At 64.9% G+C, this 21074-nt stretch carries 18 protein-coding genes; 11 read left to right on the top strand and 7 right to left on the bottom strand.

Annotation, left to right across the window (positions count from 1 at the left end; genetic code table 11):
- Positions 1–46: 46 nt before the first annotated feature.
- Entirely contained in the window at positions 47–838 is a 792-nt protein-coding gene (locus tag ACO08C_RS07000) for a DUF3108 domain-containing protein (protein WP_421788589.1), read from the bottom strand.
- A gap of 120 nt (positions 839–958) precedes the next feature.
- Between ACO08C_RS07000 and ACO08C_RS06995 the strand changes: the two genes are divergently transcribed.
- Positions 959–2956, top strand: coding sequence for a TonB-dependent receptor (locus tag ACO08C_RS06995; protein WP_421788587.1), 1998 nt, complete (start codon positions 959–961; stop codon positions 2954–2956).
- A gap of 47 nt (positions 2957–3003) precedes the next feature.
- Here the strand turns inward: ACO08C_RS06995 and ACO08C_RS06990 are convergent, their stop codons facing one another.
- Complete coding sequence (locus tag ACO08C_RS06990; protein WP_421788585.1) at positions 3004–3873, bottom strand: hypothetical protein; 870 nt, start codon at positions 3871–3873, stop codon at positions 3004–3006.
- 93 nt (positions 3874–3966) lie between these two features.
- Positions 3967–5226: a S8 family serine peptidase gene (locus tag ACO08C_RS06985; RefSeq protein WP_421788583.1), complete on the bottom strand. Its 1260-nt coding sequence runs from the start codon at positions 5224–5226 to the stop codon at positions 3967–3969.
- A gap of 104 nt (positions 5227–5330) precedes the next feature.
- Here ACO08C_RS06985 and ACO08C_RS06980 point away from each other — a divergent pair, with 104 nt between their 5' ends.
- The 3 genes from ACO08C_RS06980 (at position 5331) to ACO08C_RS06970 (ending at position 7111) form a co-directional block, all read left to right on the top strand.
- Complete coding sequence (locus ACO08C_RS06980) at positions 5331–5843, top strand: sigma-70 family RNA polymerase sigma factor (protein ID WP_421788581.1); 513 nt, start codon at positions 5331–5333, stop codon at positions 5841–5843.
- The gene (locus tag ACO08C_RS06975) at positions 5840–6535 is read left to right on the top strand and encodes an anti-sigma factor family protein (protein WP_421788580.1); all 696 of its coding nucleotides are present in this window, start codon (positions 5840–5842) and stop codon (positions 6533–6535) included. Before ACO08C_RS06980 ends, ACO08C_RS06975 begins: the two co-directional genes overlap by 4 nt.
- 63 nt (positions 6536–6598) lie before the next feature.
- Positions 6599–7111 carry an RT0821/Lpp0805 family surface protein gene (locus ACO08C_RS06970; protein WP_421788579.1) on the top strand — a complete coding sequence of 171 codons (513 nt, stop codon included), beginning with the start codon at positions 6599–6601 and terminating at the stop codon, positions 7109–7111.
- A 53-nt stretch (positions 7112–7164) separates the two neighbouring features.
- Here ACO08C_RS06970 and ACO08C_RS06965 read toward each other — a convergent pair whose 3' ends face one another.
- On the bottom strand, positions 7165–8706 hold the full coding sequence (locus ACO08C_RS06965; protein WP_421788578.1) for a class I adenylate-forming enzyme family protein: 1542 nt from the start codon (positions 8704–8706) through the stop codon (positions 7165–7167).
- 95 nt (positions 8707–8801) lie between these two features.
- Positions 8802–9440, bottom strand: a complete 639-nt coding sequence (locus ACO08C_RS06960) for a TetR/AcrR family transcriptional regulator (RefSeq protein WP_421788577.1) — start codon at positions 9438–9440, stop codon at positions 8802–8804.
- Between the two features lie 244 nt (positions 9441–9684).
- On the opposite strand from ACO08C_RS06960, the gene ACO08C_RS06955 reads away from it, so the two are divergent.
- The 5 genes from ACO08C_RS06955 (at position 9685) to ACO08C_RS06935 (ending at position 17146) form a co-directional block, all read left to right on the top strand.
- Positions 9685–12003 (top strand): TonB-dependent receptor, encoded by a 2319-nt coding sequence (locus ACO08C_RS06955; RefSeq protein WP_421788576.1) that lies wholly within the window; start codon positions 9685–9687, stop codon positions 12001–12003.
- Between the two features lie 53 nt (positions 12004–12056).
- Positions 12057–13001 carry an alpha/beta fold hydrolase gene (locus ACO08C_RS06950; protein ID WP_421788574.1) on the top strand — a complete coding sequence of 315 codons (945 nt, stop codon included), beginning with the start codon at positions 12057–12059 and terminating at the stop codon, positions 12999–13001.
- Positions 12998–15250: an MFS transporter gene (locus ACO08C_RS06945; protein ID WP_421788573.1), complete on the top strand. Its 2253-nt coding sequence runs from the start codon at positions 12998–13000 to the stop codon at positions 15248–15250. Before ACO08C_RS06950 ends, ACO08C_RS06945 begins: the two co-directional genes overlap by 4 nt.
- 54 nt (positions 15251–15304) lie before the next feature.
- Positions 15305–15961, top strand: a complete 657-nt coding sequence (locus ACO08C_RS06940; protein ID WP_421788571.1) for a hypothetical protein — start codon at positions 15305–15307, stop codon at positions 15959–15961.
- Positions 15962–16024: 63 nt separating this feature from the next.
- Entirely contained in the window at positions 16025–17146 is a 1122-nt protein-coding gene (locus ACO08C_RS06935; RefSeq protein WP_421788570.1) for an NAD(P)/FAD-dependent oxidoreductase, read from the top strand.
- Positions 17147–17150: 4 nt separating this feature from the next.
- Here ACO08C_RS06935 and ACO08C_RS06930 read toward each other — a convergent pair whose 3' ends face one another.
- Together ACO08C_RS06930 and ACO08C_RS06925 are read right to left on the bottom strand one after the other, a co-directional pair.
- Positions 17151–18476 carry an acyl-CoA thioesterase/BAAT N-terminal domain-containing protein gene (locus ACO08C_RS06930; RefSeq protein WP_421788569.1) on the bottom strand — a complete coding sequence of 442 codons (1326 nt, stop codon included), beginning with the start codon at positions 18474–18476 and terminating at the stop codon, positions 17151–17153.
- A 139-nt stretch (positions 18477–18615) separates the two neighbouring features.
- Positions 18616–19473, bottom strand: coding sequence for a LytR/AlgR family response regulator transcription factor (locus ACO08C_RS06925; protein ID WP_421788567.1), 858 nt, complete (start codon positions 19471–19473; stop codon positions 18616–18618).
- A gap of 176 nt (positions 19474–19649) precedes the next feature.
- Between ACO08C_RS06925 and ACO08C_RS06920 the strand changes: the two genes are divergently transcribed.
- Both ACO08C_RS06920 and ACO08C_RS06915 read left to right on the top strand, forming a co-directional pair.
- Complete coding sequence (locus ACO08C_RS06920) at positions 19650–20075, top strand: hypothetical protein (RefSeq protein WP_421788566.1); 426 nt, start codon at positions 19650–19652, stop codon at positions 20073–20075.
- Positions 20076–20144: 69 nt separating this feature from the next.
- Positions 20145–21050, top strand: coding sequence for a hypothetical protein (locus ACO08C_RS06915; RefSeq protein ID WP_421788565.1), 906 nt, complete (start codon positions 20145–20147; stop codon positions 21048–21050).
- Positions 21051–21074 lie beyond the last annotated feature (24 nt).

Below are 21074 nucleotides of genomic sequence, written 5' to 3'. Positions count from 1 at the left end.
GCTACTCCTTGGAAAGGCGCGGCGCGGTCCGCGCCTTTTCTTTTGGCTAATCGACCCGCAATGCGCGCAATTCGACCGTGACGCCGCCGAACCCGGCGCGTGTGTGCAGGCGAACCGGCAGATAGGCCGAACCTTCCGCAATCGGCGCGATCCACATCCGCAAGGGATGCCGGGTTTCGCCCGGCTCCGGCCAGTCCTCGGGATCATATCCGGAGATCGGGATGTAGAAGGCGTCGCACACCATCGCTTCGCCCTGATATCCGCGAGTTCGTATGGTTTCCGTCCCACGCGCGACAAGGTTCAGATCATAGCGCTGCTTGCCGTCGAAAACCGGGATTGATCCCGCGCATGGCGCGGCCTCGGCTGCGGCGACGAGTTCTGACAAGAGCAGCGTCGCCGTCATCGGATCGACCACGCCCGTGCGATCGGATTCGCTGGCGGGCGGATCGCCCCAGGTCGAAAAGGCAGGCGACGCCGTCGCGCGTGCGACGCCATCCTCGAAATCGACATCGATGATCCGCGTCTTGTCGCCTGTGCGTTCGATGTGACCGTAATTCACCGGCACCGGTCCGCTTTCGGCGAACCGGCCTTCGACGTCGGAATCGATCGAAAAATCGGTAAACAGCGCCGCGAGGCCCGCCGCTTCGACATGCGCCCGCGCGGTATAGCGCTCGGTGCCCAGCTCGGCATCGAGCGTCACCCGGCCGACGCGGAAGACCAGTATGGACGCCGAATAATCGGCCTCGATGGACAGGGCGCTGCGCCGATTGGCCAGCGCGTCCGGCGTCAGAACGCCCAGCAGCAAAAGCACCGCCATCAGCCAACGATAAACCGTCACGGCCCGGCCTCCCTTGTCGTGTCTCGCCCCCGGTCTGCAAATCCTACCGGGTTGGCGGCGATTGTCATCGCTCGGCAACGGCAAATTGCCTCCGCCGCGTTGGCGCCTACATTCGCCGGGATGATCCGTGCCCTGATCCCGCTGTGTCTGCTCTGCGTCAGCCCGTTATGGGCCCAGGACGTGATCGTGGTGACCGGTGACCGTTCCGGTGAACGCCCCAATGAAACGGTGTCGCCGATCACCCTTATCGACCGCACCGAAATCCTGAATACGGGCGCGCAACATCCGGCCGAGCTGATCAACCGCGCGCCGGGCGCCTTCCTTCATCGCGGCAACGGCGCCGAGCATCTCACCGCCATCCGTTCGCCCGTACTGACCGGTGGCGCGGGCGCCGGCGCCTTCCTCTATCTGGAAGATGGCATTCCGCTCCGGGCCGCCGGCTTTTCCAATGTCAACGGCCTGTTCGAGGCGCTGTCGGGCCTGTCCGGCAATGTCGAGGTTTTTCGCGGTCCCGGTCCGGCGCATTACGGGTCGAACGCGCTGCACGGCCTCATCCATTTCCGTACGCCGGAACCGGGCAGCACGCCGCAATCGATCGAGATCGAAGCCGGTTCCTTTGGCCGTGTCCGGGGCCAGGCCATCTGGACCGGAACGCACGAGAGAACTTCCTGGCTGACCGGACTGGCCGGCCAGCATGAGGAGGGATGGCGTGCCGAATCCGGGCTCGACCGGCTGGAAGCCCTGGTTCGCGCGGATGGGACCGCCCCGCACTTTGACTGGCGTTTTACCCTGTCCGGCATCTCCCTGAACCAGGAAACGGCGGGCTTTATCCGTGGAAGCGATGCGTATCGCGACCGGACACTGGCGCGCAGCAATCCGGATCCGGAGGGCTTTCGCGACGCCTATGCGATCAGGACAGCCTTGCGCCTCGACGGGCATTGGCAGGACCTCTGGAACTGGTCGCTGACGCCCTATGCGCGGTCCAACGCCATGGACTTCCGCATGCATTTCCTGCCGTCCGAAGCGCTGGAAGAGAGCGGCCATGACAGTCTGGGCCTGCAGGCGGCACTGGTCCGCGAAACCGATGACAGCCGCCTCACGATCGGCGCGGATCTGGAGCGCACTTGGGGTTATCTCACCGAGACTCAGGAACGGCCGACGATTTTTTCTTTCGTGCAGGGCGATCACTATGATTACACGGTCACCGCGGATGTCGCCGCGCTCTACGCGCAGGGCCGCTGGGCGCTGACGCCGTCTTTGACCGCGCAGCTTGGCGCGCGCTGGGAAGTCACGCGCTATGTGTATGACAACCATTTGCCCGACAACACGGTCGGCCGATTCCTGCGTCTGCCGGACCGCAGCGATGATTTTTCAGTTCTTACCCCGCATGCTGGGCTGATCTGGCAGGTGTCGGACGCTTCGGCGGTTTTTGCGCGGCTGGCGCGCGGCAGCCGCACGCCGCAAACCGCGGAGCTTTACCGGCTCCAGCCCGGACAGGACATTACAGGTATTGAACCGGAGGTGCTCGACAGCGCCGAGCTGGGTCTACGCCATGCCTTTGCCCGCGGCGGGCGCGTCGAGCTCGTCGCCTATGCAATGCGCAAGACGAATGTCTTTTTCCGCGATGCAGACGGCTTCAATGTCACCGACGGGGCGACACGGCATCACGGCGTCGAGTTCGACCTGGCCTGGCCGCTGTCCGGCCATTGGGAGTTTGAAATTGCCGGGAGCTGGGCCGATCACCGCTATGACTTCGATCGCGTTGTCGGCAATGCCACCGAGACGATCCGTGACGGCAATCGCGTCGATACGGCACCGGAATGGCTTTGGAATACACGCCTGTCATGGCGCCCGACGGACCGGTTCCAGTCCGGGCTGGAATGGGTCCATGTCGGCGAATACTTTACCGATGCGGCGAACCAGAACCGCTATGACGGGCATGATCTTCTGAATTTGCGGGCGCGCTTTGCCGCGACGGACCGCATCACCCTGTTCGGCACGATCCGCAATCTCACCGATGAGCGCTATGCTGAGCGTGCAGACTTCGCCTTCGGCAGCGAGCGTTATTTCCCGGGGGAGGCACGCGCGTTCAGCCTGGGCGTGCGGTTTGCCCGCTGACACGAAAAAGGGCGGTCTCAAGACCGCCCTTGCCGCGTGGACCGGTGTCAGGCCCGCCGCCGGGTCAGCATGTGGGCGGACATCAGGAGCGCAAGGATCAGGAGAAGTGCGCAGCAGATGAAAAACGCGTTTTCCGAGACGCTATGCGGGTCGATCCAGCGATTGGCGGCACGCGCCGGTACGGGATGGGTGGCTGCCCTGGCAGGCAGTGCCGCTGCGTCCGCCGGTGGCGCGGTCACCGCCGGTTCGGACGACACCCTCCGGATCCGATCGCGGACAATCACCGTCGAACCGCCCGACCCGGCATAGACCGGCCGCGGCGCCGGAGTGGCGATCACGGCTGACGGGGCCGCAACGGTGACGGCGGGCGCCGGCACGGAGACTGCGGCTGTCGGCACTTCGACCTCGACCGAGGCTGCGGCATTGTCGGCCATTGCGACGGTGCGGCTCACTTGCGCCGCGGGGCGCACGACGGGCCGGTCGGCAGCGATGGCTGCGGTCTGGCCGACCGCCACCGCCTGACCGTCGGTATCGGTTTGCGCGCTGCTATCGGTCGCCGCCGTCACGCGGCGTGCCGTGGCGGAGGCGTTCGTGGCGTTCGAGACAGGGGCAGACGCCGTTTCACGGACGCCCGTCTGCAAGGCCGCTTGCGATCCGGCACTGACGGCCGGCGCATCGCGCGCCTCGACGGCGGCGCGGCGGGCCTCCCGCAGGGCGCGGCGCTGACGCATCTGTTCAATGCGCGAAGTCGCAACACCGGTCTGCAGGCGCGAGCCGAGCCGTCCCGTCGCGTCGAGGTCGAGCGCTTCGGTTTCCAGCCGCGTCGTGTCCTGAACCGTGCCGGTCACCGTGCCGAGCTGGGCGTTGGCGGCGGGCATGGCCGCCAGGATGGCGGCTATCGATAGAAGAGTACGCATGAGATCCTCCCTTTGCAGACCGGGGACCAGCCGTGCGGCCGGGCCCGTCATCTCCGACAACGGATCGCATGCGGGTTTTCTTCCGGGACAGTCCTAGCGGCGGCGCAGATCTGCCCGCCGTGACCGGAACATCGCATCGCCGACAGCACCATGCCCGTAAACATCGTCCCGGCCGCGCCGGCCGAGATCGCGGGCCGCCGCGGTGAGCGCAGCTTCGGCATCTCGGGCCGTCCGTCCCGAAGCGACCTCATTGGCCAGGAGGCCGGCGACAATGGGCGCGGCGAAGGAGGTGCCGCGAACCTGCACCCGCCGTCCGTTCAGCGACGGCCAGACCATGTCCATGCCGCGCGCCGCGAAGTCGACATGCTCGCCCTGCACGGCTTCCGGCAGGATCCGGGCGCCGGCATCGATTGCGGTGACGGCGACGACTTGCGGATAGGCGGCCGGGTAGAGCGGGCGGGCATTTGCCCCGTCATTGCCGACGGCCGCGACGACGATCCGGCCCTGGGCGGTGAAGCGCTCAATGGCCGCGCGCAGCGCGACATTGCGGGGACCCACAATGCTGATATTGACGACGCGGACATCCCGCTCCGCCATCCAGCCGAGCGCCCGCAGGATCGTGTCGGCCGAACCGCCTGTGGGTTCGCCGCCATAGACATCGGCGGCATAAACCCTCGCGCCCGGCGCCGCGCCGTCGGCTGAAGCGAGGATGGCGGCCACTTGCAGCCCGTGCTCGTGCGGGGTCACCTGCGAGCCCCGGAAATGCCGCGTCACCAGCTGGCCGTCAGGGAACCCCGTGTCCGGCACGCCGGCATCGATCATGCCGACCCGCACCTGGCTCTGCCGCGGCGCGGCCTGCACTGCGAGGCCGGTCATCGCTACTCCGGACGTCGCATATAAGGGATTGACGTCGAACAGCCCGCCCGGATCGAATTGCTGCAACAGCCCGACCGCGCCCAGCGTTCCGATGCCCGATGGCGCGCGCAGCCGCACATACCGCAGATTCAGCGCCGGCTCGGTGCGGTCCTCGATGATGGTGAATCCGGCCGCCTGGGCGGAGCCGAGCAGGGCGATGGACGGATCCACAGCCAGCACTTCGCCGCGCAGCGCGACATCGCCGCCCGGCAGCGTCTCGAGCAAGTCCCGATTCACCCGCTGCAACGTGCCCAGCGCGTCACGGCGCGCCGCCTCGATCTCGCCGAGCACGCGGTCGTCGAGCCGGTCGAGCAGGCGTTCGGGTTCGCGCAGCGGCGTGTCCGGCAGCTGCACGGGCAACCGGTCGGGCAGGCTCAGCTGGGCGAAGGCTGGCGCTGCGGCCAGCCAGATCGCCATCAACAGGACGAGGCGCAACACATCCTCACTCCGGGTTTCCTACGGTCCGGCAGGCTATGCCGGTCCGGATATTTCGATAACGTATGGAAGAAACCGCATCTTCCATTCGTTGCCGGATTAATAGCATGCCTCGAAAAGATGCCGAATTCCGGGCAGCACTGCTCGACCTCCTGCCGCGGCTGCGCCGGTTTGCGCGGTCGCTGGCCCGGAATGACGCCGATGCCGACGATTTGCTCCAGATGGCGCTGGAGCGGGCCCTGACGCGATCCGGCCAGTTCGTGGCCGGCACCCGACTGGACAGCTGGATGTACCGGATCATCAAAAATATCTGGATCGACGAGAGCAGGGCGCGGCAACGTCGAGCCCGGACCTTCGCGCCGCAAGAAGCCGGGCTCGGCGTCGGCGCCGAGGATCCTGCATTCGACAAGCGGATCCGGGCGATGTCGGTGGAAACCGCCATGCAGGATCTGCCGGACGAGCAGCGCGTTGCGGTCTCGCTCGTCCTCGTCGAAGGCCTGTCTTACAAGGAAGCGTCAGCCGTGCTCGACGTGCCGATGGGGACGCTGACCAGCCGCCTTGCGCGGGGCCGCCAGGCGCTGGAAGCGCGTCTGTCCGATAGCGAGGGAGACGCTGCATGAGCTGGCGTGATGAAGACATCATGGCCTATGTCGACGGCGAAATGCCGGCCGATGTGCAGGCCCGGTTCGAAGCCGATCTGGCCGGCGACGAAGATCTCGCGGCGCGTACCGAAAGGCAGCGCCGTATCGCCAATCGCGTCCGTTCCCACTATGCGCCCATCGCCCATCGGGCCCCGCCCGACCGGTTGACCGCCCTGTTGGCCCAGGAGGCGCCTCCGGCGGGGCTTCTGGCCCAGATCCGTGCCTGGCTCACCGGCCCGGTAGCGGCGCCCGGCCTGGCCGCCTTCGCCAGCCTCGCGCTCGGCATCTTTGTCGGCGCGCAATTCTTCGCGGCCGGTCCCGGCATCAGTGGCGAAAACCCGCGCGCCGAAGCCCGCCTCGCATCCGCGCTCGACGCAGCAGCCGGCAATGCCGACTGGCAGGTGCCGGTCACCTTCCGGGACACGGAGGGCGACTATTGTCGCGCCTTCGCAGCGGCCGAAGGAGACGCCCGGGGCCTGGCCTGCCGTGACAATGAAGGCTGGCAAGTGCGCCTTCTCCTGACCGCGCCCGCCGGCGAAACCGGCGGCTATCAGCTGGCGTCATCCGCGTTGCCACCGGCTTTGCTGGCCGAGATCGACGCCCGCATGGAAGGCGATCCGCTGGATGCCGAATCGGTAGCGCAGGCGGCCGCTGCGGACTGGCGGGAATAAAAACCGCACTTCATGCGTTGTTCTCCTTGCAAGACGTCATTTGCCAAGGAGGATGTGATGCAAATGCAGAAGCTTTTCCTCGCCGCCGCGCTGCCGGTGGCTATGCTGGGAAGCGCCGGTGCGCACGCGCAATCCGGCCATTCGACCAGCTTCAGCTATCACCACAGCTATTATGAAGGCGGATATGACCGGCGCGATTACCGCTATTATCCGCAAGCTTGTGAAACCCGCCGCTCCGGTGGGCTGGGCCTCGGCGCGGTCCTGGATGTCGGTCCGGTACTGAATGTCGATGTCGGCCTCGGCGGCCGCTTCAATGAATGCGACGAGCGGCAATATGCCTATGCCAGCGGCTGGTCCGCGGAATATCGCCAGCCGGCTTATTGGGAAAACCCGCGCACGGGCGCGAAAGGCGCAATCCACCCCCGCGACTATTATGATCGCGGCGGTCAGACCTGCGCCCGGTTCGAATCCGAATCCTGGTCCGGCTATGGCGATTACGATCGCGGATCGTTCGAGATGTGCCGGAGCCGAAACGGTGAATGGGAGTTTGCCGGTTCCTATACGCACCGGCGCTAGGCCCGGCACAATCTGGACACCCTGAGGGCCGGAGCTCTGTCTCCGGCCTTTTTCTAGCTGAACCGGTCGCGCAATTCGCGTTTCAGAACCTTGCCATTGGCATTGCGCGGCAATTCGTCGATCAGCTGCGCGCCGCGGAGCCTTTGCTGCTTGCCGAGGCGGTCATTCGCCCAGGCAACGATCTTTGCCGGTTCCGGCGAAGCGCCAATGGTTGGCACAATGACCGCGATCGGCGTTTCGCCCCATATCTCGTCGGGCACGCCGATCACGGCGACGTCGGCGATCTCGGCATGGTCGATCAGCACGGTTTCGATATCCTTCGGAAAGATGTTCTGTCCGCCGGAGACGATCATGTCCTTCTTGCGGTCGACAATGTAGAGGAACCCGTCGGCATCCAGCTGGCCGATATCGCCGGTGCGCAGCCAGACCTGACCGTTCTTATCCGTCCAGCTCGCCGCCTGCGTCGCCTCCGGCCGGTTATGATAGAAAGGCATGGCGATGCGCCCGCGCCCGACAATCTCGCCCGGTTGTCCCGTCGGGCAGTCCCGGTCCTGCTCGTCGAGAATGCGGATATCCGTGCCCGGCAGCGGCTTGCCGACGGAGGCCAGCCGCCCCGGCGCGTCCTCCGGATCCAGGGTCGTGATCAGACCTTCGGTCAGGCCATAAAGTTCGATCACGCCCGGGCAGATCTCGAGCCAGGCCGACTTGGTATGTGCCAGCAGCGGCGAACCGCACGACATGACATATTGCAGCGTATCGAAGGCGCGGGCGTCGAACCCCGGATCGTCGAGAATACGCTGATACTGCACCGGCACCATGGCGGTGTGGGTGATGCGGTGACGCCTGACCTGCTCCTGAACATCGGCCGCGCTGAAACCGGACCGTATGAACAGTGTACCGCCGGCCAGCCAGGTGCACAGCATCATGACCCAGCTGATATTGGAATAAAGCCCGAGCGTGACCAGCGTGCGCGCTCCGGAATGATAGCGCAGCGCGATCGCCAGATCGTAGGCCCAGTCGAGCCGCGTACCATGCGTATGCAATATGCCTTTCGGCTGCCCGGTCGTGCCGGAGGAATAGATGATGTTCAGCGGATCGTCTCGCCGGGCTCGATAGCTCGGGGGACCGTCCTCAGCCGCCTCCGCCCAATCGGCCAGCACATGCCATCCGTCCGGCCCGGGGCGGTCGAGCAGTTTCAATTTCGGCAGATCGGAGCTGCTTCCTGCCGCCTCGAGCGGCGCGGCGAGCTCCGGGGAGGCGATGATGGCGCGGGCGCCGGCGTCAGCGATCATGCTCAGCATCGCAGCCGGCCGGACGCTGACATTGAGCGGTGCCGTGACGAGCCCGGCTTTCATCGCCGCCGCAATCGCCAACACCATGTCCGCGCTGTTCGTCATCGCCAGGGCAATCGCGTCGCCCGGCTTCAGGCCGGCCTTGTTGAAGGCATTCGCCCGGCGGTTCGCGGCGGCGTCGAATTCGGCCCAGCTAAGGGCGATTTCATCGCATACGATCGCCGGCTGCGTGCCGCGCCAGCGCGCATGCAAAGACAGGATTTCCGGAAAGAACGGTGCGTCCGACGTCAGCCGCAATGCCATGCCGCGAGCCTCCCTCCAGCCTGCAGCCATGGTGGGCGCGGAGAGCCGCAGCCGTCAACCAGAATTCTACAAGCGTTGAAATTGTCAGTGTCGCGCTATTCGCAAAGCTTGCGGAATCCGGCGGCGATGAAGGGCGGTAGCCGGAGCTGCACAGCATCGAGATCGCTCGAATGCACCTTGCCGTCCGACAGATTGTCGATCCGGCCGGTTTCGGCATAGGTCAGGACCAGCGCACCGGAAAAGAAGTGATAGCTCCAGTATATGTCGGCATCCGATGCATTGGGCAGGGCGCGCTTGATGGCGGCGATAAAGCGCCGCACCAGAGGGTCGAAATACTCCGTCATCAGCTTCCCGCCCCATTCCGGCGAATTGTTGATCTGGGCGATCAGCGCGAAATAACTTTTCCAGCCGGGCCCGCCGCGAGCCGATTTCTCAAGCAGCGGATGGGAAAAGGCGTCGATAATGTCTTCCAGGCTGGCCACCCCGTTTTCGGCTGCCGCCTCGATCTCCTCAAGCCGGTGCAGGCGGACCTCGTTGAGCTCTTCGGCGCGGCGCAGCAGGACCGCATCGAACAGGTTGCGCTTCGTGCCGAAATGATAATTCGCCAGCGCGGTATCGACATTGGCGTCGGCCGTGATCTGCCGGATCGTGACGCCGTGATAGCCGCGCTTGGCAAAGAGATTCTCGGCAGAATCGAGAATCTTCTGCCGTGTTTTCTCACCGCGACTGGCCAATTTCCCTCCCCCTGTCAGAGGTTTGCGCAAGACCCTTGCACCCGGCGGACAATCCGGCAAGCGGCGAACGCCAGTGTTGCATCAATGCCCACATCGAAAACTAATTTCAACGCCCAATGAATTTCGATTGACATTTCAACTAGCGTTGAATTTGTTGGCGCCAAGCAAAGGAGCCCCGCCGGGCGGCGGCCGCGTACGCGCTGCAAGCCCAAAACCAAATATCCGGGGCGTGAGGGAGATCATCATGACACACCGCAACCGTTCCGTACGGCTCGCCGTCCTGTTGGCCAGCGTCTCGCTGTTACCGGTCATAGCCGCGCCAGTCGCTGCCCAGGACGAGACGTCGAGCATGGGCGAACCGCGCGACACCGTGACGGTGACGGCGCGGCGGCGTGAAGAATCCATCATGGATGTCCCGCTCTCCGTGACCGCCTTCTCGGGCGAGGCACTCGAAACCGCAGGCGCGCAGGACATTACCTTTGTCGGGCAGACGACGCCGAACGTCACGCTGGAAGTGTCGCGCGGCACCAATTCCACCCTGACCGCCTTCATTCGCGGCGTCGGCCAGCAGGACCCGGTAGCGGGGTTTGAATCCGGCGTCGGTCTTTATCTCGACGATGTCTATCTCAACCGTCCGCAGGCGGCAGTCCTCGACATTTACGATGTGCAGGCCATCGAAGTGCTGCGCGGCCCGCAAGGCACGCTCTATGGCCGGAACACGATTGGCGGCGCGGTCAAATACATCACCCGCCGCCTCGATCCCGACGCGCCAACGCTCAACGCCCGGCTCAACATTGGCAGCTATGAGCAGATCGACGCGATTGTCTCCGGATCGGTTCCGCTGTCCGAGACCTTCCGCGTCGGCGGTGCCGTCGCCAGCCTCAACCGCGGCGGCTATGGCAGCAATCTCGTAACCGGCGAGGACAACTACAACAAAGAGGTGCTGGCATTTCGCGCGTCGGCTGAATTCGAGCCGAATGCGCAATGGTTCTTCCGCTTGTCCGGCGACACGGTGACCGATGATTCCGCGCCACGCCAGGGCCATCGCCTGATCCCGGGCGCGCTCTCCGGTGCGCCGGTGCTCAACGATGTCTATGACACGCGCGCCGGTCTTAACGTCGTTGATCAGCAAGTCGAAGCATCTGGCGGAACGTTGCTCGCCGAATACTATCATGACGACAATTGGAGCTTCCGCAGCGTCACCGCCTATCGCGAGGACGAATCCACCACGCCAATCGATTTCGACAGCCTGCCCGCTGACGATCTCGACGTGCCGGCCATCTACGAGAACGACCAGTTCTCGCAGGAATTCCAGATTCTCTACGAAGGCGACCGCATCAGCGGCGTCGGCGGCGTCTACTATCTCGACGCCAATGCGAGCACGGTGTTTGATGTCGTGCTCGGCCCGCTCGGCAGCCTGATCGGTCTGCCCGGGCTTAACGCACAGACTTTCGGTGATGTGTCGACCGAAACCTGGTCGGTGTTCGCCGACATCAGCTTTGACCTGAACGATTGGGTCAGCGCCTCCATCGGCGGACGCTATACCAATGACGAACGGACATCGCGGGTCCTGCGCCGCACCTATATCGGCGGGTTCTCGGAATTCTTCGGCGGCAATCCAATCCTGATCGCGACCACGTCGGATTTCCAGGGATCGGCCGAATGGGAAGACTTCTCGCCGCGCGCCTCGCTGAACTTCACGATCAATGATGAAAACAGCCTCTATGGCGCTTACAGCCAGGGCTTCAAGGGCGGCAGCTTCGATCCGCGGGGACAGACGACGGCCACGCCGGACTTCAACGGTGATGGCAATGTTACCGCAGACGAGATCTTCCAGTTCATGGGCTTCGATCCGGAAGAGGTGGACAGCTATGAGGTCGGCTGGCGCTATGACAATGGCCGCTACCGCCATGCGCTGGCGGTCTTCTTCATGGACTACAAGGACGTGCAGATCCCGGGCTCGGTCGGGGTCGATACCGACGGTGACGGCGTCAACGATACTTTCACCGGTGTCACCACCAACGCTGCCGAAGCGGAAATCCGCGGTCTTGAATACGAAGGTTCGCTTCTGGTCTCCGATGACGTGTCTGGACGCGGTGATTCCCTGTCGCTCGACTGGGCGATCGGCCTGCTCGACGGCGAGTACGGCACCTTCATCAACGCCTTCGGCCAGAACATTTCCAATCAGGTCGAGATCCAGAACACGCCCGATGTGACGGCCGCCGCGACGCTGACCTATGTCACGCCGGTGCGGAATGGCGATCTGACCATTCTCAACACGCTGGCCTACCGCGGCGACTCGACCCAGTTCGAAATCCCGTTCGACCGCATCGATCAGGACGCCTTCACGCTGTGGAATGCCAGCATTGTTTGGGATTCCGACGACGGCCGCTGGCAGTTTGGCTTGCACGGCCGCAACCTCACCGACGAACGCTACATCGTCGCCGGCTATGATTTCGTGAACAATACGACGTTGGCTCCGGAGCTCGGCCTCGAGGGAACGCTGACCGCCTTCTACGGCGATCCGCGGACCGTCACCGGCACCATTGCCTTCCGCTATTGATCACAGCACCTGACGGCTCTGGCCTCCGGGCCGGAGCCGTGTAGGGTATCGCGATGCGTGTGCTCCTCTACATCGTCGGCGGCCTGCTGGCGCTCATCCTGATCGCGCTGGGCGCGGCCTATCTCTGGTATCAGGACGCCACCAGTGGCGAGCCCGCCACCGCGCTCGAAGCGCAATACGTAACCGCCGCCGACCGCTTCGTGGAGGTCTCTGGCGCGCGCGTCCGGGTCCGCGAGGAAGGGCCGGTAGACGCCCCGCCGATCATCCTCATTCATGGCTTTACCTTCTCGCTGGAAAGCTGGGACGGCTGGGCGGAAGACCTTTCGCGGGATTACCGGGTCATCCGCTATGATCTCCTCGGCCACGGCCTGACCGGACCCGACCCCAATCAGCGTTATGCTGCGCAGGAACGCGCCGAATTCCTGGCCGGACTGATGGATGCGCTGGGCATCGATAGCGCGGCCCTCGCCGGCAACTCGCTCGGCGGCACAATCGCCTGGCGCTTCGCGGCAACCTATCCCGGCCGCGTCGACCGCCTGATTCTCGTCGATCCCGGCGTCTTTCAGTTCAATGAGGTCGGCGATGAGCCGGTCGAACCGCCCGCCGCCATCCAGGCCTTCCTGCAGCTCGCGCCCGAAGCCGGCGTCCGCCAGAGCCTGGCCTTCAGCTATGCCGACCCGGCCTCGGTCAGCGATGCCCGCGTACGGACCATCATCGACATGATGCGGCGGGAGGGAAATGGCGACGCCTTCATCGCCCATATCCGCGAATTCACCATGCCCGACCCGACGCCGATGCTGGCGCAGATTACCGCCCCGACGCTGATCCTCTGGGGCGGGCGCGATGTCCTCATTCCGGCCAGCCACGGCCCGCGGGTCGAGGCCGCCATAGCGGATGCCCGGCTGATCGTTTACGAGGACCTCGCCCACGCTGCACACGAGGACGACCCGGCCCGCACCGTCGCCGATGTCCGCGCCTTTCTGGAGACCGCTGAATGAGTGACACCACCGCCCGCGCCGAACACACCGCGGGCTATCGCGCCACCGTCCTGTTCCTTCTGATCGGGGTCTACATTTTCAATTTCGTCGATCGCCAGATCATCGGCGTGCTGGCGGTGCCCATCCAGCAGGAATTGGGATTATCCGATACCCAGCTCAGCCTGATGGGCGGCCTGGCCTTTGCGATCTTCTATTCGACGCTCGGCGTGCCGATCGCCTGGCTCTCAGACCGCACCAATCGCAGCTGGATCATCACCATCGCGCTGGTGGTCTGGAGCGCCTTCACAGCGGTCTGCGGCCTCGCCCAGAATTTCTGGCAGCTTTTCCTCGCGCGGGTCGGCGTCGGCATTGGCGAAGCTGGCGGTGTTGCGCCGTCCTATTCCATCATCTCGGACTATTTCCCGCCCGAAAAGCGGGCCCGCGCCTTGGCCATCTATTCCTTTGCCATTCCGATCGGATCGGCCCTCGGCATCGTGCTCGGCGGTGTACTGGCCAGCCTGCTGGACTGGCGCTGGGCGTTTCTGATCGTCGGTCTAGCCGGGGTTTTCTTCGCGCCGGTTTTCAAACTGTTCCTGAAAGAGCCCGAGCGCGGCCGCTATGATCCGCCCGGCGCAGACACCAAGCCGGCCAAGGTGTCCGCTGTGCTCAGCAAGCTGACCTCAAAACCCAGCTTCTGGTTCCTGTCCTTCGGCGCCGCCTTTTCTTCGATGATGGGCTATGGCCTGTTCTTCTGGATCCCGGCCTTCCTGGTGCGCAGCTATGGGGCGGATCTGCCCGATTTCATGAGCTTCCTGCCCGGTGGACTGTTCCCGGAAGGTATCACCGAAGCCCGCCAGATCCTGCTGAGCGCCGCTTATTTCTATGGCACGGTCGTGCTGATCGGCGGGCTGATCGGTATCTGGCTAGGCGGCTTCATCGGCGACAAGCTCGGCGCATCCGACAAGGCGGCCTATGCACGCGTACCCGCCATCGCCTTCGCGGCCGTTGTGCCCTTCTTCGCCTTCGCCCTGTGGGGCGGCGGCCTGACGGTCACCTTCTTCGCGCTCGTCATCCCGACTGCGTTGGGCCTCGCCTGGCTGGGCCCGGTCCTGTCGGCCTTCCAGCACATCGTACCGCCGAACATGCGCGCCACGGCTTCGGCGATTTTCCTCTTGATCAATAATCTGATGGGCCTCGCGCTCGGAAATCTCTCGATTGGCCTGTTGTCGGATGCGCTGGCCCCGGTCTTTGGAGACGATGGCTTGCGCTACGCGCTGATGGGTGGGGCGGCCTACTATGTGATGGCCTCCATCCTGCTTTTCCTTGCCGCCCCGCGCCTGCGCAAGGACTGGGAAGGCGACTCGCCGGTCAGGCCCGCGGGCTCCAAGGCCGAAGCAGTGGAACGTGCCGACGACACCTTCAGCGACGACTTCTTCGAAAATGCCGACGGGTTGAAACTTCACTACCGGGTCTACGAACCAGCCGGCAAAGCGACCGGTGATCCGCTGCTTTGCCTGCACGGACTCACGCGCAATCTGAAGGATTTCGAGGATTTCGCGCCGCACGCCGCGGCCATGGGCCGGACCGTGATCTGCGCCACCCAGCGCGGCCGCGGCCGGTCCGAACATGACCCGAAACCCGAGCGCTACACACCGGCCATTTATGCGCAGGACATGCTCGACCTGCTCGACCATCTCAAGATCGAGCGCGCGGTCTTTGTCGGCACCTCCATGGGCGGCCTGATGACGATGGCCGCCGCGGCCATGGCGCCGCAACGCATTGCCAGGGCCGTGCTCAATGATATCGGGCCGGAGCTCGATCCGGCCGGAATTGCCCGCATCCGCGGCTATGCCGGCAAGACCGAAGGCCGCTTTGCCAACTGGTCCGAAGCCGCCAAAGCGATCCGCGAGATAAACGGCGAGGCTTTCCCGAAACAGACCGGCGAGGCTTTCTGGCTCGATTTTGCGCGCAAGACCTGCCGCGAGACCAATGATGGCACGATTGTGCTGGATTATGACAAGGCGATCGCGGAGTCGATCGCCGAGGGCGGCGATGTCGATGTCGATCTCTGGCCGCTGTTCGACGCCATGAAAGACATCCCGACGCTGGTGGTGCGGGGCGCGCTCTCCGACCTCCTGATGATGTCGACGGTCGAGAAAATGAAGGACCGCAAGCCGGATCTCGAATTCGTCTCGGTGCCGGATGTCGGCCATGCGCCCTTCCTGACCGAGCCGTCGGCGCTATCGAAGATCAAGGCGTTTTTGGCGTAGGGCCCTTCAATACCGGCACTATCCGATGTTAGCGTTCCTTCCCGGGGGGCAAGCATGGACACGGATAGATTCGACCAGATCATTGCCGCGCTGACCGGCGACATCGCCTTGTACGCATACAGCTGGGCCGCAATTGTGCTTACGCTGCTGATCTCGCTGACAGTCGCACGCGCATTGCTGAACATCGCAAAGACGTTCAACGAAGCGGATGTGCTCCGGCGGTATCCAGGCCCGCCGCCGACAAAATCCGGATCGATAGACCGCCGGATTCGAGATCTGCGGCAACATGCAAGCCGAACCGCCAGTGCCGTCGCGCTTCGCGCTCTGGGTCTGGTGGTAGTCGGGCTCGTGATACCCGGCGCCGTTATCGCCGTGCTGGTGGTCCAACAGGATTGGTTTCTGCCGGGACCTGCGGCGCTGGCTTTGAATGGACAAGGCGTCGGCGCGGCCGAGATCGGGGCGCTGGATCTGGGCGTTTTCCTGTCCGACCAGGCACTGCGTGGCGGCCTGGCCGACACCTTTGAGGTCTTCGGCCTCGGTATTTCGCCGATTGAAAACAACCCGGACAACCTCACCTTCTCCGGCATCATTCTCGCCTATCGCGTGCTTGCTGGCGCTGTCATGTTGGCGATCGGATATCTCATCCTCCGTGTGATACTGGGACGCCGCCATGTGCAGGCGGCCATCCAGCGTCTGGAAGAAGGCATCTGACCCCGGCGGAGATCAAACAGGCCAGACATTGACGCGGCGCTCCGGCGCGGCCCTTCTGGCGCGATGACCGGGATGTTTGAGGCCGATACGATTGTTGTGGGCGCCGGCGCTGTCGGCCTGGCCTGCGCAGCCGAGCTTGCCAGCGCCGGACGTGACGTCACGCTTGTCGAGGCCGAAACGGCCATCGGCAGCGGTATTTCGTCCCGCAACAGCGAGGTCATTCATGCCGGGATCTATTATCCGCCGGGATCGCTGAAAGCCGAGCTCTGCCTGGCGGGCCGCCGAAAACTCTATGACTTCCTGGCCCGGCACCACGTTCCGCACCGCAAGTGTGGCAAGCTGGTGGTCGCCACCGATGCAGCCCAGCTGCCGGCACTGCAACGGATCGCCAACAATGCCCGCGCCTGCGGAGTCAATTCGCTGCGATGGCTGAGCGGAGCGGAGGCACGGGCGCTCGAGCCCGCCCTCGACTGCACCGCCGCCCTGCAATCGCCGGAAACCGGCATTTTCGACAGCCATGGATACATGATCGCATTGCTGGCGGAATTCGAGGCGGCGGGCGGCATTCTGGCGCTCGGAAATCCCGTGGCGGCCTGGCGCGAGATCGACGGCGGGTTCGCGATCCGGCTCGACGATCGCGGCCGGACCGATATCCGCTGCCGCGCGCTCGTGCTCGCCACCGGACTCGCCACGATCCCGCATGACGGCCGTTCGGAACGGATCCAAAACCTGACGCCGTCCTACCGCTTCGCCAAGGGCGACTATTTTTCCTATGCCGGAGCGGCACCCTTCCGCCATCATATCTACCCGCTCCCGGCGCGCGGCGGGCTGGGCGTTCACGCCACGGTGGGGCTCGATCACCGGGTGAAGTTCGGACCGGACGTTACCTGGCTGGACACCAGCGATCCCACCGGCATCGACTATGCCGTTGATCCCGCCAAACGGGAGGCCTTCGCCGATGTGATCCGCGCCTATTGGCCCGATATCGAGGCCGGCCGGCTCGCCCCGGACTACTCCGGCGTCCGCCCCAAACTCCACGCCGAGGGCGAACCGCCCGCGGATTTCCAGATCCTCGGCGAAGCCGGTCACGGCCAGGCAGGCCTCGTCTATCTGCGCGGCATTGAAAGCCCGGGTCTGACGGCTTCGCTGGCGATTGCGGAGCGGGTGGCGGGGACCCTGCGCTAGCGCGCTACTCCCTGCGGCCGCCCAGATGGTTTGCAAAGAAGGCGAGGAGGTGCGGAAAGGCTTCGGTCTTCGCCGCGGCATCCGCGGCGCCCGAAGGTGTCGTTGGCGGGCCCGACAGGCCATGCCCGGCATCTTCGTAAACCAGTCCGAATGTGGGCAGGCCTGCGGCTTCACGCCGCTCGATAAGGGTCACGGTCATGGGCCCTGACGCCCAGACATTATCCAGCATCCCGCCCAACAGATAGACCGGCTCGTCGATCGTCTCGACGGCGATCCGCGCCGGCGTGACCCGTTCCGGATGCGCGGCCCGGCCGTCCTCATGCGCCGGGCGCAAGCTGCGCTGCTCGCCGCGCGCCAGGGCGGCAATCGTCTCGGTCATACCTTCATAGGGCACGAAATCGAGCGGCTCACCGCGCCAGGAAAAGCTGGAATTCTGGCCGGGCGCCGTGCCGGCGCCCCAGCCCTCCCAGATCACATCGGTTGGCACGATGGCTGCGACCGCCGCGAACCCGTCGATGCGGGAGGCGGCGGCCAGCGCAAATTCCGCGCCTTTCGACACGCCGTATATGGCGATGGCATCGGCGCGGACATCGTCACGCGCTACCAGCCAGGCCAGCGCCGCCTCCGCCGTGTCGAGCGGGATTTCGGAAAACGCCACCGGCAGTTCCGGAATTTGCTGCGGCCGCCCGAACCAGGTCGGCGAATAATAGGGCAGGCCGAGCACCGCATAACCGCGGGCCACCAGCGGCGCCGCGAGCGACCGTGATCCGCGATCCCCGCCTTCCGAACCGCCCAGCGCGATAATCGCCGGGAAGGGGCCCTCGCCGGCCGGACGCAGGAAATAGGCGCCCGGAAGGTCGGAGCTGACGGCAATTTCCTCCACCCCATCAAGGCCGCCGCGCATGTCGAGCTGCGCGGTCACATCGGCGACGCCGTCGAGATCGAGATCCGCGCCGAGGCCGATGATCAGCGGGTCTTCGGCAGCGAGCCCGCTGGCCTCCACGCGGTCGGCAGCCCACAACAGGGCGAACGGATCAACCCGCAGCCAGTCGCCGCGGACCGGGGCTTGCCGCGTCGGATCCACCATCCCGGAAGCATCGGCCCGGAACACGGCGCTGGCGCGATAAGCCTGGTTGGGTCCCCAGGGCGAGCTCCGTTCCGCGATCAGCCGGACCTCAGCCTGCGGCGTCAGCCCGCTCAACACGAAGGGCGGCACGTCGCCGTCGCGGATCGGCTGGTCAACACCTTCAAAGCGTGGATCGGCGAGCGCAGAAGAGACCGCTGCAAGAAGCAGGGCGGCCGAACAGGCGGACAAGCGAAGCTGGGACATGACATTCCCCTGGGACAGTTGACGAGTCGCCAGCAGATTAGATCGGCCCCTCCGCTGCGCGCCAAAAAACGACGAATCGCCATCGCCGGGCGGCGAACGCCCATGCCTGAAGGCAAGCCGCTGCCCCTGCGCCAGGGGCTCAGAGGGCGCGCGCGCGCACGAGCCGCGCGCCGGCGCGGCTGGTGGTGACCGATTCGCCCCCCGGCAGATGCACGGTCAGCCGTCCGTCGCCGGCCGGTTCGACACTGATTACGGCGTCGAGATTGACGATGTGGGAGCGATGCACGCGGACGAATTGGTCGCCCGGCAGGAGCTCGGCCAGCGAGGCCAGCGTGCGCCGCGCCGTATGGCGCCGGCCGGCGGCGAAAATGTCAGCATAATCGCCGCGCGCGCTGATCCGCGAAATGTCGCGCACCGGTAGCGAGGCGAGGGCGTCATCCACGCGCACCAGCACCCGGCGCGGGCTTTCCGGTGCGGCGGCGGCCACGTCCGCTGCCGCCGACCGCTGCGCCCGGTACAGCCGTAGCGCCCAGGCCGCCGCCGCCACGGCGCTGTACATTGTCAGCCCCTGAAAGGTCTGCCAGGTGAAGGCGACCAGCGAAAACGGAAACACTTCGAAACCGACATCCAGCGACCCGTCGCGCCAGCCGATCGACACAATCACGACCACATACCAGGTCAGCGCATAGACCGGTGCCAGCACGAGGTGAGCGAGCGCCTGCCGCGGCAGCTTCAGATCGAACACATAGCGCTCGAACAGCAATATCAGGAGGGCCGCCAGAACGAAGGCCGAGCTCGTATTCATGAGCGCCGAGACGAGCAGCCGGCCGGTGCCGCTGCCGGCTCCGGTGATCAAAAAAACCGAGAAATAGGCAAGCGTAAACACCAGCCAGGCGGTGGCGAACAACGCTACCGCCGGTCGCGCCCGCGCCAGGCCGGCCAAACGCGCCGTCCAGGCGTCGATCCTGTTCTCGGAACCACTCGCCCGATCCGCCATGGGTTCAGCTTGCCATCGTCATTTTGCCGAAGTCCAGCGCTTTGGCAGGACCGCAATAGCGGGCGGCAGAACAGCCTCGCCCGTATTCCAAGGCACAAACTTCCGGCATCGCCGACCCAAATTGCTGCGGTCGCGCGAATTCGCTAGGCTCGCGTCAACCAGCAGGGGAGTTTGCGATGAAAATCAGATCATGCATCGGTGTTTTGAGCCTTGCCGCCGCCGGCCTGATGAGCGCAGGGGTAGCCTTCGCACAAGCCGGCCCGACCCATGTCTTCACCGTACCGGTCGAAGTCTCGGACGTACATCCTGACGTTCCGGCGGTTCGGGTCTACTGCTATCTGCGCAACAGTAGCGGCTACGCCGTTGTGACCGGTTATGCCGACATTCCGCTCGATGCCAATCGCGCCTATTCCGGCACCGTCACCATCGAAATCCCGATCAATGACGTCTCGCTCCTGGACAGCGTCGAGGATTGGACCTGCAATATCCAGCATCAGGGCAATTACAATATGTGGATGGCGTCGCACGAGGATCCGAACGGCGCCGAAGAGTATTTCCACGTCAATGGCGACGGATCATACGAGCATGTCGGCGAATACTAGGCGATAAGCGAGTTTCCCGTTCCCGCTTCCTTCACATACCGGGCGCTTCCCGCTGCATTGATCGCAGTCATGTCCCTTTGGCTGACGGGCCCGGCCCATTCACAGACGGCGCCGGTGGAATTCGACGTGCCGCCACTGGTCTTTTCCGGCACCGGCGACCCGCAAATCGAATACGGCGTACCGCAACTAACCTTCGCCGGCGTCGGCGATGGCGACATGGAATTTGTGACGCCGGACCTGGTGTTCGCGGGCGTGGGCAATGGCGATGTTGAATATGCTGTCCCGCAACTGGCCTTTGTCGGAATCGGCGCTTCGGACCCTGCATACACCGTCCCGGAACTCGTCTTCGTGGGGGTGGGTGCGCCCGATGCCGAATATGACGTTCCAACACTCGTTTTTACCGGCGTGGGGGCTTCAGACATTGAGTATTCGGTTCCCGGGCTTGCCTTCGTCGGCATGGGTAGCCCGGACATCGTGTATGCGGTCCCGCCCCTCGTCTTTGCCGGCGCGGGCGCGCCGGACGTAGACTATGCCGTTCCACAACTGGTTTTCGCCGGGGTGGGCGCACCGGACGCTGAATATGTGGTGCCGCAACTGGTGTTTGCGGGCGTCGGCAATCCGGCGGTCGAGCTCACGGCGCCGCAGCTGGTTTTCGTCGGAATCGGTGAAGGATTGGCGTCCACACCGTCCGGTCCCAACACTATGCCGATTCAATACTGCCGGCCTGACCCCGACGGGCCGCCACGGGCCATGGGCCTGGTCACCGGCTACGGTATCATCCTCGGCGAGCGCTATCGGGCCGACCAGATGAGCCAGGCAGAGCTGACGACTGCCATTCGGCGGATGCAGGCCATCGTCGCGGCCATCTATCAGGGAGATGCCGCGGCCGGTTGCGCGCTGATCCCGGCCTTTGAGCAGGACTACAATCTGACCCGGCCCGACATGACCACGCTGCCGATGGCGCCCCAGCCCTGATCATCACGCCCGTGATCGCCATGA

It is taken from the genome of Hyphobacterium sp., assembly GCF_965229905.1.
Classification (GTDB): domain Bacteria; phylum Pseudomonadota; class Alphaproteobacteria; order Caulobacterales; family Maricaulaceae; genus Hyphobacterium.
This window is presented reverse-complemented; position numbering and strand designations above follow the sequence as displayed.

Bases quoted from the DNA above. Each gene is read 5' to 3' on its own strand.
- ACO08C_RS06950 (WP_421788574.1), top strand. From the start codon at position 12,057: ATGCGTGTGCTCCTCTACATCGTCGGCGGCCTGCTGGCGCTCATCCTG.
- ACO08C_RS06995 (WP_421788587.1), top strand. From the start codon at position 959: ATGATCCGTGCCCTGATCCCGCTGTGTCTGCTCTGCGTCAGCCCGTTA.
- ACO08C_RS06930 (WP_421788569.1), bottom strand. From the start codon at position 18,476: ATGTCCCAGCTTCGCTTGTCCGCCTGTTCGGCCGCCCTGCTTCTTGCA.
- ACO08C_RS06945 (WP_421788573.1), top strand. From the start codon at position 12,998: ATGAGTGACACCACCGCCCGCGCCGAACACACCGCGGGCTATCGCGCC.
- ACO08C_RS06970 (WP_421788579.1), top strand. From the start codon at position 6,599: ATGCAGAAGCTTTTCCTCGCCGCCGCGCTGCCGGTGGCTATGCTGGGA.
- ACO08C_RS06955 (WP_421788576.1), top strand. From the start codon at position 9,685: ATGACACACCGCAACCGTTCCGTACGGCTCGCCGTCCTGTTGGCCAGC.
- ACO08C_RS06935 (WP_421788570.1), top strand. From the start codon at position 16,025: ATGACCGGGATGTTTGAGGCCGATACGATTGTTGTGGGCGCCGGCGCT.
- ACO08C_RS06925 (WP_421788567.1), bottom strand. From the start codon at position 19,473: ATGGCGGATCGGGCGAGTGGTTCCGAGAACAGGATCGACGCCTGGACG.
- ACO08C_RS06990 (WP_421788585.1), bottom strand. From the start codon at position 3,873: ATGCGTACTCTTCTATCGATAGCCGCCATCCTGGCGGCCATGCCCGCC.
- ACO08C_RS06920 (WP_421788566.1), top strand. From the start codon at position 19,650: ATGAAAATCAGATCATGCATCGGTGTTTTGAGCCTTGCCGCCGCCGGC.
- ACO08C_RS06915 (WP_421788565.1), top strand. From the start codon at position 20,145: ATGTCCCTTTGGCTGACGGGCCCGGCCCATTCACAGACGGCGCCGGTG.
- ACO08C_RS06940 (WP_421788571.1), top strand. From the start codon at position 15,305: ATGGACACGGATAGATTCGACCAGATCATTGCCGCGCTGACCGGCGAC.
- ACO08C_RS06980 (WP_421788581.1), top strand. From the start codon at position 5,331: ATGCCTCGAAAAGATGCCGAATTCCGGGCAGCACTGCTCGACCTCCTG.
- ACO08C_RS06965 (WP_421788578.1), bottom strand. From the start codon at position 8,706: ATGGCATTGCGGCTGACGTCGGACGCACCGTTCTTTCCGGAAATCCTG.
- ACO08C_RS06975 (WP_421788580.1), top strand. From the start codon at position 5,840: ATGAGCTGGCGTGATGAAGACATCATGGCCTATGTCGACGGCGAAATG.